Raw genomic sequence first — 12646 nt, 5'->3', positions numbered from 1 at the left:
ACACGCCACGCCCCGGCCCGTCTTGGTTATTGTTATTGAGCGTTGGCTTTTTCGGCAGCCAGTTCTTCGAGGTCGATATAGCGGTTGCCGATACGCGGGTGCAGGCGGCCACCGTCGGCAGCGCCCAGCACCACCACGATCTCGTCGGCACGCGGCGCGTCTTCGATCTGCATTTCCAGGGTGATGTAGTGCGAGCGCAGGCCTTCGTCGTCCTTCTGCATCATCGGGATCTGGATCGAGGTGCCAGGGCCACCGCGCTTGTTGGTAAAGCTCAGGTAGCTCTTGGCCTGGACCGCTTCGCGGTAATGGTTGCCGAAACGCAGGGTATGGATCACGGCCGAGGCGTGCTCGATTTCGCCGTCTGCACCGACCACGGCGGCCTTGCCATAGGCCTCGATCTTGTCGGCACCGCCGATGGCAGCGGTAAGGCGCTCTACCATCAGTGCACCCAGCTCCGAGCAGTTGGCACGAATCTCGGGCTTCAGATCTTCAACAAAACCGCGACCGGCCCAAGGGTTCTTGATGACCACTGCCAGCCCGACCATGGTCACGGGCTTGTCGGTGGCCTTGCCGCCTTCGATGCGGGTCTCTTCGGAATAGGTGACGATCTTGCGAATTTCGAAACTCATGGATTGGCTCCTGGTGAGGTTGATCAGTTCTTGTTGTCTGATGGTATACCATAATATTTGTTGTGCAAGAGGGGCCTGGAAATTTCTCGTTCGCGGGGACGAAAGGTGGGCTGGTGCGCTGATTTTCAAGGCATCTGTGCCGGCCCTGTAGCGGGCAAGCCCGCTGCCACAGGCAGCTCGCAGGCGTGCTGCCTCTGGACCTAAAAAGCCCGCTCGCGCGGGCCGCTAGGGCTCACGGGAGCGGGCGTATCCCGCAATCAATCAGGCAATGGGAATTCAGGCGAACGCCGGCACCACTTCCTTAATGAACAGTTCAAGCGACTTTTTCTTCTCGGCGTGGGGCAGGCTGTTGTCGCACCAGAAGCTGAACTCGTCGACGCCCAGCTCCTGGTAGTAGCGGATGCGCGCGATGATTTCTTCCGGCGTGCCGATCATGGTGTTCTTGCGGATATTCTCCAGCTGGAACGCCGGCACTTCGGCGAACTTCGACTCCGGGCTCGGCGCCAGGAAACCGTTCACAGGCACGGTCTTGTTGCCAAACCAGGCATCGAAGGTGCGATAGAAGCGCGAAATGGCCTGCGCGCCCACCTTCCAGCCTTCCGGCTCGTCTGGGCTGTGCACGTGAGTGTGGCGCAGCACCATCAGTTGTGGGCGCGGCACGCCCGGGTTGTTGTCCAGGGCTGCCTGGAACTTGTTCTTCAGGTCCAGCACTTCCTCGTCGCCCTTCATCAGCGGGGTGACCATGACATTGCAGCCATTGGCCACGGCGAAGTTGTGCGAGTCTGGGTCGCGGGCGGCGATCCACATCGGCGGCGTGGCGTTGAAGGGCTTGGGTACGCTGGTGGAGGTGGGGAACTTGTACACCTCGCCCTCATGGGCGTAGTCGCCTTCCCACAGTTTGCGCACCACCGGCACCATTTCGCGCAGGGCCTTGCCGCCGTCAGTTGCGGGCATGCCATCGGCCATGCGGTCGAATTCGAATTGGTAGGCACCCCGGGCCAGGCCCACTTCCATGCGGCCGTTGCTGATCACGTCGAGCAGGGCGCACTCGCCGGCCACGCGGATGGGGTTCCAGAACGGCGCGATGATGGTGCCGGCGCCCAGGCGAATCTTCTCGGTGCGTGCCGCCAGGTAGGCCAGCAGTGGCATGGGGCTTGGCGAGATGGTGTATTCCATGGCGTGGTGTTCGCCAATCCACACGGTGCTGAAACCGCCGTCTTCGGCCATCAGGGTCAGTTCGGTGAGGTCTTCGAACAACTGGCGGTGGCTGACCTGTTCATCCCAACGTTCCATGTGCACGAACAACGAAAATTTCATGGGGGGTTCCTCAACGCTTGAAAATGTCTGGCGCCGGGCAGGGCTGGCGCCATGGGCTTTGATACGGGGAAGGGCTCAGGCGAACGCCGGCAGGGTGGCCATCTTGCCGCGGCAGTACACCATTGGCCGCGGTGCTTCATCCGGGACAATCAGGTTGTGCACTTTGCCGACCATGATGGCGTGGTCACCGCCTTCGTACTCGCGCCACAACTCGCACTCGATCACGGCGGTAGCCCCGGCAAGAATCGGGTTGCCCAAGGCGCTCAGCGACCATTCGATGCCGGCAGCCTTGTCCTTGCCTTTTTTGGCGAACGCATAAGCCTGCGCCTGCTGTTCACCGGAGAGCAGGTGAATGGCAAAGCGCTTTTGGCGAATGAGCACAGGGTAGGAATCAGACGTGTAGTTGGGGCAGAACAGGACCAGTGGCGGGTCCATCGACAGCGACGAGAACGCGCTGGCGGTCAGGCCGACGACCGCGCCGTCGTCGTCCAGGGTGGTGATGACGGTAACGCCGGACGGGAAGGAACCCAGGACGTTTTTGTAGACGGTTGCGTCGATCATCTTGTGTACCTCTAAAGCTGCGGTGGGCCGCGGTTTTTATCGTTGATGTGTCTGATGGTATACCGTAATACCTATTTTGCAAGCGGAATTTTTGTACCTGGAATATGCGCGATGAACGGCTGCAGGCCACGTATATAAAGGGGTTGAGCACCAAGTTGATTTTTTCCAGGGGCTGCGGAAACGGATCAGCTGGGTTTTTTTAATGCGTATCAGTGTTGTCAAAAGTTTGGAATACCATAATATGGTCCGCAGCTGAGAGGCCGCCTTGATGCGGTTTCCTACAAAGATAAAAACGACCTTTCGAGCTAAAAACCATGTCCCAACCGTCGTCGCAACACCAGTTTGTCGAGAATCACACGGTCGATTACGTTCCACCTGCCGAGCGCCATGGGAAGGCGCGCGACCTGTTCACCCTCTGGTTCAGCACCAACATCGCGCCACTGCCCATCGTCACCGGCGCCATGGTGGTCCAGGTGTTTCACCTGAACCTGCTGTGGGGGCTGGTCGCTATCGTGCTGGGCCATCTGGTCGGGGGCGTGGTCATCGCCCTTGCCTCTGCGCAGGGACCGCAGCTGGGCATTCCGCAGATGGTGCAGAGCCGTGGCCAGTTCGGCCGCTACGGTGCGCTGCTGATCGTCTTCTTTACCGCGCTGATCTACATCGGCTTCTTCATCTCCAACATCGTGCTGGCAGGCAAGACCATTCATGGCATTGCCCCGAGCGTGCCGATGCCGGGGGCCATCGTCATCGGTGCCCTCAGCGCCACGGCCATCGGCGTCATCGGCTATCGCTTCATCCATACCCTCAACCGTATCGGTACCTGGGTGATGGGCTCGGCGCTGCTGGCCGGCTTCATCATGATGTTCGCCCAGACCCTGCCCGCCGACTTCCTTACCCGCGGGGCCTTCAACCTGTCCGGCTTCATCGCCACGGTCTCGCTGGGCATCATCTGGCAGATCAGCTTCTCGCCGTACACCTCGGACTATTCGCGTTACCTGCCCCGTGAGGTCGGTATCGCCAAGCCGTTCTGGGCCACCTATTTCGGCGCCACCCTGGGCACTATCCTGTGCTTCAGCTTCGGCACGGTGGCGGTGCTGTGCGTGCCGGAAGGCACTGATGCGATGGATGCAGTGAAACAGGCCACTGGCTGGCTGGGGCCGATCCTGATGGTGTTGTTCCTGCTCAACATCATCAGCCACAACGCCCTCAACCTGTATGGCGCCGTGTTGTCGATCGTGACCGCCATCCAGACCTTCGTGGCCCACTGGACGCCCAGCATCAAGGTACGTGTGGTACTGGCCAGCGTGATTCTGGCGGGTTGCGGCCTGGTTGCCCTGAATGCGTCGGCCGACTTCATCGGCCAGTTCATCGGCCTGATCCTGGCGCTGCTGCTGGTGCTCGTACCCTGGGCATCGATCAACCTGATCGACTTCTACCTGATCAAGAAGGGCCAGTACGACATCGCCTCGATTTTCAGCGCCGACGGCGGCATCTATGGCCGCTTCAACCACCACGCCATCATTGCCTACGCCTGCGGCATTCTGGTGCAGTTGCCGTTTGCCAATACATCGCTGTATGTGGGGCCGTACTCGAACATCGTCGAAGGGGCAGACCTGTCCTGGCTGTTCGGCCTGTTGGTGACGGTGCCGCTGTATTACTGCCTGGCAACCCGGGGCAAGGTGGAGAAGGTGGGGCGGGCAGTGACAGTTAAATGATCCCTGCACCACTGTGTTGACCGGGGGCCGCCATGCGGCCCCCGGTCTTTATGGGTCAGACCTTGAACTGCGCCACCATGGCATTGAGGTCCACTGCCAGGCGCGACAGGTCCTGGGCCGCTGCACTGGTCTGGTTGGCACCGGCCGAGGTCTGCATGGACAGGTCGCGGATGTTGACCAGGTTGCGGTCCACTTCCCGCGCCACCTGCGCCTGCTGCTCCGATGCGCTGGCAATCACCAGGTTCCGCTGGTTGATCGAGGCGATTGCCTCGGCGATCACTTCCAGCGCCTGGCCGGCACCCTGCGCCACTTCAAGCGTGCCAGACGCACGGTCCTGGCTGCTGCCCATGGCGGTGACCGCGCGCTCGGTACCGTTCTGGATACCGGTGATCATCTGCTCGATTTCTGCGGTGGACTGCTGGGTACGGTGGGCCAGCGCGCGTACCTCGTCGGCCACGACCGCAAAGCCCCGGCCCGCCTCGCCAGCGCGGGCCGCTTCGATGGCGGCGTTGAGCGCCAACAGGTTGGTTTGCCCGGCGATGGCGCCGATCACATCCAGCACCCGGCTGATCTCGTTGGCACTGCTGGCCAGTTGCTGGATCTCGCCGGAGGTGCCGGTCACTTCCGCCACCAACTGCTCAATGGACGCCAGCGCCTGGTTGACCCGGTCACGGCCGTCGCGTGTCGTCTGGTCGGCACCTTTGGACGCATCGGCGGTGCTCACGGCGTTGTTGGCGACTTCCTCGACAGCGGCGGTCATCTGGTTCACGGCGGTGGCTGCCTGATCGATTTCCGCGCTTTGCTGGTGGAGGCCGCGGCTGGTGTCCTCGGTCACGGTGTGCAGCTCTTCGGACGCCGACGCCAACTGGTCGGACGACGCGACGATCTTGCCGATGGTTTCGCGCAGGTTGCCCTGCATGCGGCTCAAGGCCGCCAGCAGCAACGCTGGCTCGTCGCGGCCGACCACACGGATCTGCTGGGTGAGGTCACCGGTTGCGACACGTTCGGCCACGGCCACGGCGTCTGCCAGGGGCACCACGATACTGCGGGTGAGCAGGGTGGCGATGGCCAGCAGGGCCAGCATGATGATGACCAGCGCGCCGATGATGGCCACATACGCTTCATCGGCCACGTCACTGCTCAACTGGGAAGCGGCTTCGGCACCTTTGCCATTGAAGGTGATCAGGGCGGTCATGGCCTGCATCATGGTGTCGGCGCGGTCAGTGAGCGGGCCAGTGATCGACTGCTTGGCGTTGTCCAGGCGGCCGGCCGAGATGTCCTGCAGCACCTCGGTCTGGACTTGCAGGTAATCCCGGTAGGTACTTTTGAAGGTCTCGAACAGGGCGCTGTCTTCTTCGCTGACGATGGTACCGACGTAGTCTTCGATACCTTTTTGCAACTGCGCTTCTACCCCCCGGATCAGCTCCAGGTTGCGGCTGCGTTCAGCGGGGTCGTCGTCCAGTGCGCTGCGCAGGGTGAGTGCGCGGGCCCGGCCAAGGTTGCTGTTGATATCGCTGAGCGACATCACGGTAGGCATCCAGGTCAGGCGTATTTCATCCGTAGACTGGTCCATCTTCTGGGTTTCATACAGGGCGGTCATGCCCAGTATCAGTACCAGCAAACCCAGCACGGCAAACACGCTGGCTGCGCGAACGCCGATTTTCATATTCCTCAACTGCATCAGATGCTCCTACGGTGGCAGGCAGGCCTCGGGAGCTGGTGACGCAATGCCATGTCACCGGAAAGGCGCCAGGCTCTGGAAGCGCTGCGGATTAGGGAGTGGACCGTACCCTCACGAATACTGTTTTGCTTTGGATGATTACATATAGCCATTATTGTTGAACAGTCATACAACGTAACGGCATGAGTGGCAGCTCGCGCTGCTAACGGCTGTCGTGCTGGCGCCGGTACGCCCCAGGCTGCACGCCGATGGCCTTGGTGAAGGCCCGGGTGAACGCGGCCACCGACTGGTACCCGGCTTGCACGCCCACTTGCTCCACCGTATGTCCCGCCCGCAGCAACTGGCTGGCATGGCGCATGCGCAGTGCCAGCAGTACCTGGCCGGGCGACTGACCGGCCAGGTCGTTGAAGCGTTTGAAAAATGCCGACCGTGACAGGCCGGTGCACGCCGCCATGCGTTCCAGTGTCCAGGGCTGCCCGGGGTCACCGATCAGTTGCTCCAGCAATTCGGCAAAGTTGGGCTGGCGGGCGAGGGCGATCAAGCCTCCATACTTCTGCCCGGCATGCACCTGTTGGCGCAGTGCATACAGGAACAGCAGATGAGTCAGGCGCTCCAACAATACCTGTGACGGCCCGGGCTGGCGCCGGCATTCCTCCATGATCAACCCGAACAGCGCCTGGGCTGCATTGCCCGCCGGGTCGTCGGCGCGGAGCACGATAAGGTCGGCCAGCCCTTCGGCAATCAGCGAAGACAACCCGCTGCTGAAGTGGAAAAAGCCGCACACCAGCCCCACGCCGTCCACCGCCTCGGCATCCAGCGTCTGCATGGCCTGGCGCGGTTGGGCGCAGGCGCCCGCCGTGTCCTCCTCACTGGCCAGCCGGTATTCGATGTCGCGCAACAGAAACACCGCATCACCACGCTCGAGCCGCACCGGTTGCGCTTGCCCGGCTGCGTGGAGCCAGCAGTGCCCCTGCACCACCAGGTGAAAACTGGCGTGGCCCATGCCGTGGGTGCTGGCGTGCCAGCCGCCGCAATAGCGGCCCACGTGGAACAGGCTGGCATCGAGTTCCAGGCTTTCTAATAACCATTCAACGAGGTGGCTGGCGCAAATCATCTAATACAAACACTCTGGAGCAAGTAAAAGCGACTGATGAATATGGAGCGAACTTCTTATAACCAACAGACTGTGGGCACACCCAAGTATGGAGACTACCTCATGTCCTCGCGCATTACCCTACACACCCTGCAAAGCGCCCCCGAGGCGGCCCGGCCGTTTTTGGAAAATGCCCAGAAGAACGCCGGCTTCATCCCCAACCTGCTGGGGGTGCTGGCCAATGCACCGGCTGCGCTGGAAACCTACGTGACCGTTTCTGCGTTGAACGGCAAATCGGAACTCACCCTCGCCGAACGCGAGGTGGTGCAGTTGATTGCCGCCACCCAGCACGGTTGTGACTTCTGCGTGGCAGGCCACACGGCCGTGGCGCTGAACAAGGCCAAGCTGCCCCAGGAGGTGGTCGATGCCCTGCGTGCTCGCGGTGAATTGCCCGATGCACGCTATGAAACCCTGGCGGCCTTTGCCCGCGAAGTCATCGCCACCCGTGGCAATGTCAGTGATGCGACCTACCAGGCGTTCCGTGACGCCGGTTTCACAGAAGGCAACGCCCTGGAAGTGATTCTGGGGGTGAGCCTCGCAACCCTGTGCAACTTTGCTAATGTGTTCGCCCAGACGCCGCTCAATGACGAGCTGGGCAAATACCGCTGGCATCAGCCGTCTGCCTGATTCACCCAACGGGCTGCCAGGTGGGTGGTCGGTGTAGGAGCGGCCTGGTGCCGCAGAGGGGTCGCCTGGCGGCCGCGGCGTTTTACAAGGAGCAAGATCATGCAAGATTGTGCATTTCGGACGTGGCTGGATGCCAACGCCGAAGCCATCGACCGGGGCCAGTGCGAACCGCACCAGGTGCTGGCGCACATTGCCGACTCGCAGCTGTTGCAGGTTGGCGTTGACCCTGCGTTGGGCGGGGTCGGCGGCCAGGTCACCGATGCCGTCGAGGCAATTGCCGCCATCGCCGGCCGCTCGCTGGCCACGGCGTTCGTGTGCTGGGGGCAGCGTGCCTTCATCGAGTACCTGCTGCACAGCCCTAACCAAGGCCTGCGCGAGCGGCTGCTGCCGCAGCTGCTAAAGGGTGAACTGGCCGGCGCCACCGGCCTGTCCAATGCCATGAAGTTCCTGTCTGGCATCGAGGCGCTGCAGGTGCGTGGGCGCCCCACCTATGACGGCTGGAACCTCGAAGGCCGCCTGCACTGGGTGACCAATTTGCGCAAAAGCGGCTTCGTGGTGGCCGCAGCCATTGAGGACGATGCCGGGGGGGCTCCGTTCGTGCTGGCTATCCCGTCCGGGGCACAGGGCCTGGAACGGTCCGACGACCTGCAGTTGATGGGCCTGCAGTCCAGCAATACGGCGGCGCTGGCCTTCCACCAGGTACAACTGGCCCGCGACTGGCTGCTGCATGAAAACGCCCGTGAATTCCTGCCTCAGGTCCGGCCTGCGTTTCTCGCACTGCAGTGTGGCATGGCCATCGGCCTTGCGCGCCGGGCGTTGCAGGAGGTGCAACTGCACCTGCACGGGCGGGCGTCGTTCCTTGAGGAGGCGCAGCAGGTGCTGGCCGCACGGCTGGAAAACACCGTTGCCGAGCTCAAGCAGGGGCTGTTGGACGAGCGCTTCCGCCAGCAGCCGGCAGCCCTGTTCAAACTGCGCATCACCCTGGCCGAGTGTGCGGCCGATGCTGTACAGCTGGAGCTTCAGGCCAGCGGTGGCAAGGCCTACCTGAGCGAGTATGGCGAAGGCTTTGCCCGGCGCTGGCGCGAGTCGGCCTTTGTGCCGATCGTGACGCCGAGCCTTGTGCAGCTTCGCGCCGAACTGCAGCGCCAGGCCGCCTCGGCATGACGCAGGTAGTGCTGGAAGCCCGGGATATCAGCCTGGGTTACCCTCGCGAGGGCGGCTGGCAACAGGTACTCGCCCAGTTCGATCTCCAGCTTGCACCCGGGGAGGTGGTGAGCATCCTGGGGCCGAGCGGAGTGGGCAAGTCGAGCTTGTTGCGGGTGTTGGCGGGCCTGCAGCAGCCCCGCAGCGGTACCGTGAGCCTGCATGGGCAACCGTTGCAGGGCCCGCATCCGCGCCTGGCGGTGGCGTTCCAGGACCCGAGCCTGTTGCCTTGGCTGAACCTTGAAAAGAACGTCGCCTTCGGCCTGGACTTTGCGCGCCAGCCCAACCTGGCCGCGCACGAGCGTCGCGCACGGGTTGACCATGCCATCGCCGCCGTGGGCCTGGGCCATGCGCGCAACCAGTACCCGGCGCAGCTGTCGGGCGGCATGGCTCAGCGAACGGCGCTGGCCCGCTGCCTGGCGCGCCAGCCACAGGTGCTGCTGTTGGATGAGCCGTTCGGGGCACTGGATGAAGTGACCCGGGCCGATATGCAGCAATTGCTGCTGCAACTGATCGCCACCCATAACACGGCGGCGGTGCTGATTACCCACGACATCGACGAAGCCCTGCTGTTGTCCGATCGGGTATTGCTACTGGGCGATCACCCAGCGCATGTCCTCGGCCAATGGCCCATCGACCTGCCGCAACCGCGGACGCAGCAGGTCGAGGCACTGGGCGCCTTGCGCATCGACATTCTGAAAACCCTTCGGCGGGCAAGCCGCACAGTCGAACCCCACCTAACCCTGTTGCCCTCGGAGGCTGTCCATGTGCATGGATGACTGCTGCTCCTCTTCTTCACGCCGTGATTTTCTAAAGCTCGGCGCCATGTTCACCGCTGCCGGCGCCTTGCCGCTGCTGTCCAGCCTGCAGGCGCGCGCTGCCGCCGAGCCGGATGCGCCTGTGCGCATTGGTTACCTGCCGATCACCGATGCCACACCGTTGCTGGTGGCGCACAATAACGGCCTGTTCGAAGCCGAAGGCATCAAGGCCGAGCGGCCAGTGCTGCTGCGCAGTTGGGCGCAGGTGATCGAAGCGTTCATCTCTGGGCAGGTCAATGTCATCCACCTGCTGTCGCCCATGACCGTATGGGCGCGCTATGGCAGCAAGGTCCCGGCCAAGGTGGTCGCCTGGAACCACGTGGGCGGTTCGGGGCTGACGGTGGCACCAGACATAACCGATATCAAGCAGCTGGGCGGCAAGACCGTAGCGATCCCGTTCTGGTATTCCATCCATAACGTGGTGTTGCAGCAGATGCTGACCGACAACGGCCTTGAAGCCGTTTCCAAGCCCGCCAACGCGCCGTTGGCGGCCAACCAGGTCAACCTGCTGGTGCTGCCACCTTCGGACATGCCTCCGGCCCTGGCCAGCAAGCGCATCGCCGGTTACATCGTTGCCGAGCCATTCAACGCCCTGGCCGAGAACCTCAAGGTGGGCCGGGTGCAGCGCTTTACCGGCGATGTGTGGCGCAATCACGCGTGCTGCGTGGTGTTCATGCACGAGCACGACCTCAACAACCGCCCGGAGTGGTCGCAGAAGGTGGTCAACGCCATCGTCAAGGCCCAGCAATGGACCCGCGACCATCGCGCCGAGGCCGCCGCACTGCTGTCCAAGGCCGGCCCCAACAAGTACACGCCCCATGAGCCCGCCGTGCTGGCCAAGGTGCTGGCGCCCGCTGCCGACGACCGTGCCGGGTACATTGCCAGCGGCGCCATCCGCCATCAGCAGTGGGATGAAAAGCGTATCGACTTCCAGCCTTACCCGTACCCGAGCTATACCGAAGAACTGGTGAAGCGCCTGAAGACGACGTTGATCGAGGGTGATAACCGCTTCCTGGCCAATCTGGACCCTGCCCACATAGCCCGCGACCTGGTAGATGACCGCTTTGTGCGCAACGCCATTGCCGCAGTGGGTGGGCCCTCGGTGTTCGGCATCGCCGACAACTACGAGCGCAGTGAGGAGTTCGCGGTCTGATGCGCAAGCATGTCGTTCACGCCAGCCTCGGGCTGGCCGGGTTGCTGGCGCTGTTGGTGCTGTGGTGGGCCGGGGTGGAAGTGTTCGGCCAGGCCGATGGGCTGTCGGCGCGGTTTTCACCGGCGGCGACCCTTGCCAGCCTGGTCGAGCTGTTAGGGCAGGGCGAGGTATACGGGCACATCTGGGTGAGCCTGAAGCGTATTCTGGTGGGCCTGCTACTGGCGTTGTTGATCGGCGTACCCCTGGGTTTGCTGGTGGGCAGCTACCGTCACCTGGAAGCCGCAACCACACCGGCGTTCCAGTTTTTGCGCATGATCTCGCCCCTGTCCTGGATGCCCGTGGTGGTGATGCTGATGGGGGTAGGGGACCAGCCTATCTATTTTCTGCTGGCGTTCGCCGCGCTGTGGCCGATTTTGCTGAACACAGCAGCAGGTGTTCGCCAACTGGACCCGCGCTGGTTGCAATTAAGTCGCAGCCTGAGTGCCACCCGTTGGGAAACCCTGTGCAAGGTCATCGTGCCGGGGGTGATCGGGCATGTGCTGACAGGCGTTCGCCTGGCCATCGGTATCCTCTGGATCGTGCTGGTGCCCTGCGAAATGCTGGGCGTGAGTGCGGGCCTGGGCTACTTCATTCTTGATACCCGCGACCGCTTGGCGTACTCCGAGCTGATGGCCATGGTGCTGTTGATTGGTGTACTGGGGTTCGCGCTGGATGCCGTGGCGCGTGGGTTGCATCGCCGCTGGGTGCACGCCTGAAACAAACGGGCTGCGCAGGCAGCCCGCGCCGCCTTAATGGACCGTCTGGCGCTGGCGCACACAGGCCTGGGCCTGCAGGCTCAACGCGTCCAGGCGTTCGTCGCGCTGCTGTTCGGCCTCGATCATGGCATCTTCACCTTGCTGGTTGAGCAGGTAGGTGTGAATCTGCATGACCTCGGTGGTTTCGTAGATGGGCGCGATGTCCAGGCGGCCGATCAGGGCGCCGCTTGGTTGACCGGTACTGCTCATCAGCACCTGCGGACCGTTGGCGGCCACCACCTGCATGCCCATGGCTTCGAACCACGGTACCTGGCTGGCGAAGGCATTCAGCTCCACACAGGCTTGCCGGCCTTGCAGGTCGCCCAGCAGGGCGCGGGCGATCCCTTGGCGGCGGTGGTCGGGGTGCACTGCCAGGAAGGCCAGCTCGCACGCCTGGTCATCGTCCTGGGCGGGCAGGGTGAGGGCGAAGCCCAGCAGCTTGTCAGGTGCATCGGCGTCCAGTGCCAGTGTCAGGGCCACTGACAGGCCGCGTGTGCCATCCAGCGCTTGCAGGTATTGGTGCACTTCCATGCCGACGCCGTACTGGTACAGGGGGTAGAGGGGGTTGTCGGCAGTGATGGCGACGCTGCTCAGTGTGCCCACGGCATGAATCACCAGCTCGCGGATCTGGTTCTGGAAGGACTCGGGTGGCACGCTGTCGAGGCGGCTCAGGATGAACATCGGGTGACGGGCTCCGGCGGGTCGGGGTAGGGCCTGCCAATGTAGGTGGCAGGTGGCACAGTCTAACCGTTTGCTGCGCAGGGTGCGAAAGTGCCGTCGATGGCTAGGGTTGAAGTTGATGGTTTTTGTCGGTGTGTTTATGTCATCTGTAAGAGGCGATGAACCACTTTCATTCGGCGTTAATGAAGGCGCGTTATAGCGTGGCAACTGCAACTCTAAATATATCCACGCATTAACTGAATAAACTCGACCGCTCTTGCTTCTAAGCGCGCGGCAGTTCAGGCAACACAGGTTGCGACTTCAGGAGGCCGAGC

At 62.8% G+C, this 12646-nt stretch carries 12 protein-coding genes; 6 read left to right on the top strand and 6 right to left on the bottom strand.

The annotated features are described in order from the left end of the window. Positions 1–32 precede the first annotated feature (32 nt). The 3 genes from PPA02S_RS12645 to PPA02S_RS12635 all read right to left on the bottom strand — a co-directional run bounded on the left by PPA02S_RS12645 (position 33) and on the right by PPA02S_RS12635 (position 2507). Positions 33–629 (bottom strand): amino acid synthesis family protein, encoded by a 597-nt coding sequence (locus PPA02S_RS12645; protein ID WP_003256068.1) that lies wholly within the window; start codon positions 627–629, stop codon positions 33–35. A 276-nt stretch (positions 630–905) separates the two neighbouring features. Continuing rightward, entirely contained in the window at positions 906–1946 is a 1041-nt protein-coding gene (locus tag PPA02S_RS12640; RefSeq protein WP_028633787.1) for an LLM class flavin-dependent oxidoreductase, read from the bottom strand. A 75-nt stretch (positions 1947–2021) separates the two neighbouring features. Continuing rightward, the gene (locus PPA02S_RS12635; RefSeq protein ID WP_028633788.1) at positions 2022–2507 is read right to left on the bottom strand and encodes a flavin reductase family protein; all 486 of its coding nucleotides are present in this window, start codon (positions 2505–2507) and stop codon (positions 2022–2024) included. A 314-nt stretch (positions 2508–2821) separates the two neighbouring features. Here PPA02S_RS12635 and PPA02S_RS12630 point away from each other — a divergent pair, with 314 nt between their 5' ends. Continuing rightward, positions 2822–4222 (top strand): purine-cytosine permease family protein, encoded by a 1401-nt coding sequence (locus PPA02S_RS12630; protein ID WP_028633789.1) that lies wholly within the window; start codon positions 2822–2824, stop codon positions 4220–4222. Between the two features lie 55 nt (positions 4223–4277). On the opposite strand, the gene PPA02S_RS12625 is transcribed toward PPA02S_RS12630, so the two are convergent. Beyond that, positions 4278–5903, bottom strand: a complete 1626-nt coding sequence (locus PPA02S_RS12625) for a methyl-accepting chemotaxis protein (protein ID WP_028633790.1) — start codon at positions 5901–5903, stop codon at positions 4278–4280. Between the two features lie 202 nt (positions 5904–6105). After that, complete coding sequence (locus PPA02S_RS12620; RefSeq protein ID WP_028633791.1) at positions 6106–7017, bottom strand: AraC family transcriptional regulator; 912 nt, start codon at positions 7015–7017, stop codon at positions 6106–6108. A gap of 102 nt (positions 7018–7119) precedes the next feature. On the opposite strand from PPA02S_RS12620, the gene PPA02S_RS12615 reads away from it, so the two are divergent. The 5 genes from PPA02S_RS12615 to PPA02S_RS12595 all read left to right on the top strand — a co-directional run bounded on the left by PPA02S_RS12615 (position 7120) and on the right by PPA02S_RS12595 (position 11612). Then, on the top strand, positions 7120–7683 hold the full coding sequence (locus PPA02S_RS12615) for a carboxymuconolactone decarboxylase family protein (protein ID WP_028633792.1): 564 nt from the start codon (positions 7120–7122) through the stop codon (positions 7681–7683). Positions 7684–7782: 99 nt separating this feature from the next. Then, complete coding sequence (locus PPA02S_RS12610) at positions 7783–8847, top strand: acyl-CoA dehydrogenase family protein (protein ID WP_028633793.1); 1065 nt, start codon at positions 7783–7785, stop codon at positions 8845–8847. Next, positions 8844–9665 (top strand): ABC transporter ATP-binding protein, encoded by an 822-nt coding sequence (locus tag PPA02S_RS12605; RefSeq protein WP_028633794.1) that lies wholly within the window; start codon positions 8844–8846, stop codon positions 9663–9665. Before PPA02S_RS12610 ends, PPA02S_RS12605 begins: the two co-directional genes overlap by 4 nt. Continuing rightward, complete coding sequence (locus PPA02S_RS12600) at positions 9652–10857, top strand: ABC transporter substrate-binding protein (protein WP_028633795.1); 1206 nt, start codon at positions 9652–9654, stop codon at positions 10855–10857. The genes PPA02S_RS12605 and PPA02S_RS12600 overlap by 14 nt, the downstream gene beginning before the upstream one ends. Continuing rightward, the gene (locus tag PPA02S_RS12595; protein ID WP_028633796.1) at positions 10857–11612 is read left to right on the top strand and encodes an ABC transporter permease; all 756 of its coding nucleotides are present in this window, start codon (positions 10857–10859) and stop codon (positions 11610–11612) included. Before PPA02S_RS12600 ends, PPA02S_RS12595 begins: the two co-directional genes overlap by 1 nt. Positions 11613–11645: 33 nt before the next feature. On the opposite strand, the gene PPA02S_RS12590 is transcribed toward PPA02S_RS12595, so the two are convergent. After that, positions 11646–12332 carry a GNAT family N-acetyltransferase gene (locus PPA02S_RS12590; RefSeq protein ID WP_028633797.1) on the bottom strand — a complete coding sequence of 229 codons (687 nt, stop codon included), beginning with the start codon at positions 12330–12332 and terminating at the stop codon, positions 11646–11648. Between the last annotated feature and the right edge of the window lie 314 nt (positions 12333–12646).

It is taken from the genome of Pseudomonas parafulva NBRC 16636 = DSM 17004 (genome assembly GCF_000730645.1).
GTDB classification, from domain to species: Bacteria; Pseudomonadota; Gammaproteobacteria; order Pseudomonadales; family Pseudomonadaceae; genus Aquipseudomonas; species Aquipseudomonas parafulva.
The sequence above is the reverse complement of the archived record's forward strand: the minus strand, read 5'-3'. Positions and strand labels throughout refer to the sequence as shown.

Excerpts from the sequence above, each read along its gene's own strand:
- PPA02S_RS12620 (WP_028633791.1), bottom strand. The coding sequence starts at position 7,017 with ATGATTTGCGCCAGCCACCTCGTTGAATGGTTATTAGAAAGCCTGGAA.
- PPA02S_RS12605 (WP_028633794.1), top strand. The coding sequence starts at position 8,844 with ATGACGCAGGTAGTGCTGGAAGCCCGGGATATCAGCCTGGGTTACCCT.
- PPA02S_RS12645 (WP_003256068.1), bottom strand. The coding sequence starts at position 629 with ATGAGTTTCGAAATTCGCAAGATCGTCACCTATTCCGAAGAGACCCGC.
- PPA02S_RS12630 (WP_028633789.1), top strand. The coding sequence starts at position 2,822 with ATGTCCCAACCGTCGTCGCAACACCAGTTTGTCGAGAATCACACGGTC.
- PPA02S_RS12590 (WP_028633797.1), bottom strand. The coding sequence starts at position 12,332 with ATGTTCATCCTGAGCCGCCTCGACAGCGTGCCACCCGAGTCCTTCCAG.
- PPA02S_RS12600 (WP_028633795.1), top strand. The coding sequence starts at position 9,652 with ATGTGCATGGATGACTGCTGCTCCTCTTCTTCACGCCGTGATTTTCTA.
- PPA02S_RS12625 (WP_028633790.1), bottom strand. The coding sequence starts at position 5,903 with ATGCAGTTGAGGAATATGAAAATCGGCGTTCGCGCAGCCAGCGTGTTT.
- PPA02S_RS12640 (WP_028633787.1), bottom strand. The coding sequence starts at position 1,946 with ATGAAATTTTCGTTGTTCGTGCACATGGAACGTTGGGATGAACAGGTC.
- PPA02S_RS12615 (WP_028633792.1), top strand. The coding sequence starts at position 7,120 with ATGTCCTCGCGCATTACCCTACACACCCTGCAAAGCGCCCCCGAGGCG.
- PPA02S_RS12610 (WP_028633793.1), top strand. The coding sequence starts at position 7,783 with ATGCAAGATTGTGCATTTCGGACGTGGCTGGATGCCAACGCCGAAGCC.
- PPA02S_RS12595 (WP_028633796.1), top strand. The coding sequence starts at position 10,857 with ATGCGCAAGCATGTCGTTCACGCCAGCCTCGGGCTGGCCGGGTTGCTG.
- PPA02S_RS12635 (WP_028633788.1), bottom strand. The coding sequence starts at position 2,507 with ATGATCGACGCAACCGTCTACAAAAACGTCCTGGGTTCCTTCCCGTCC.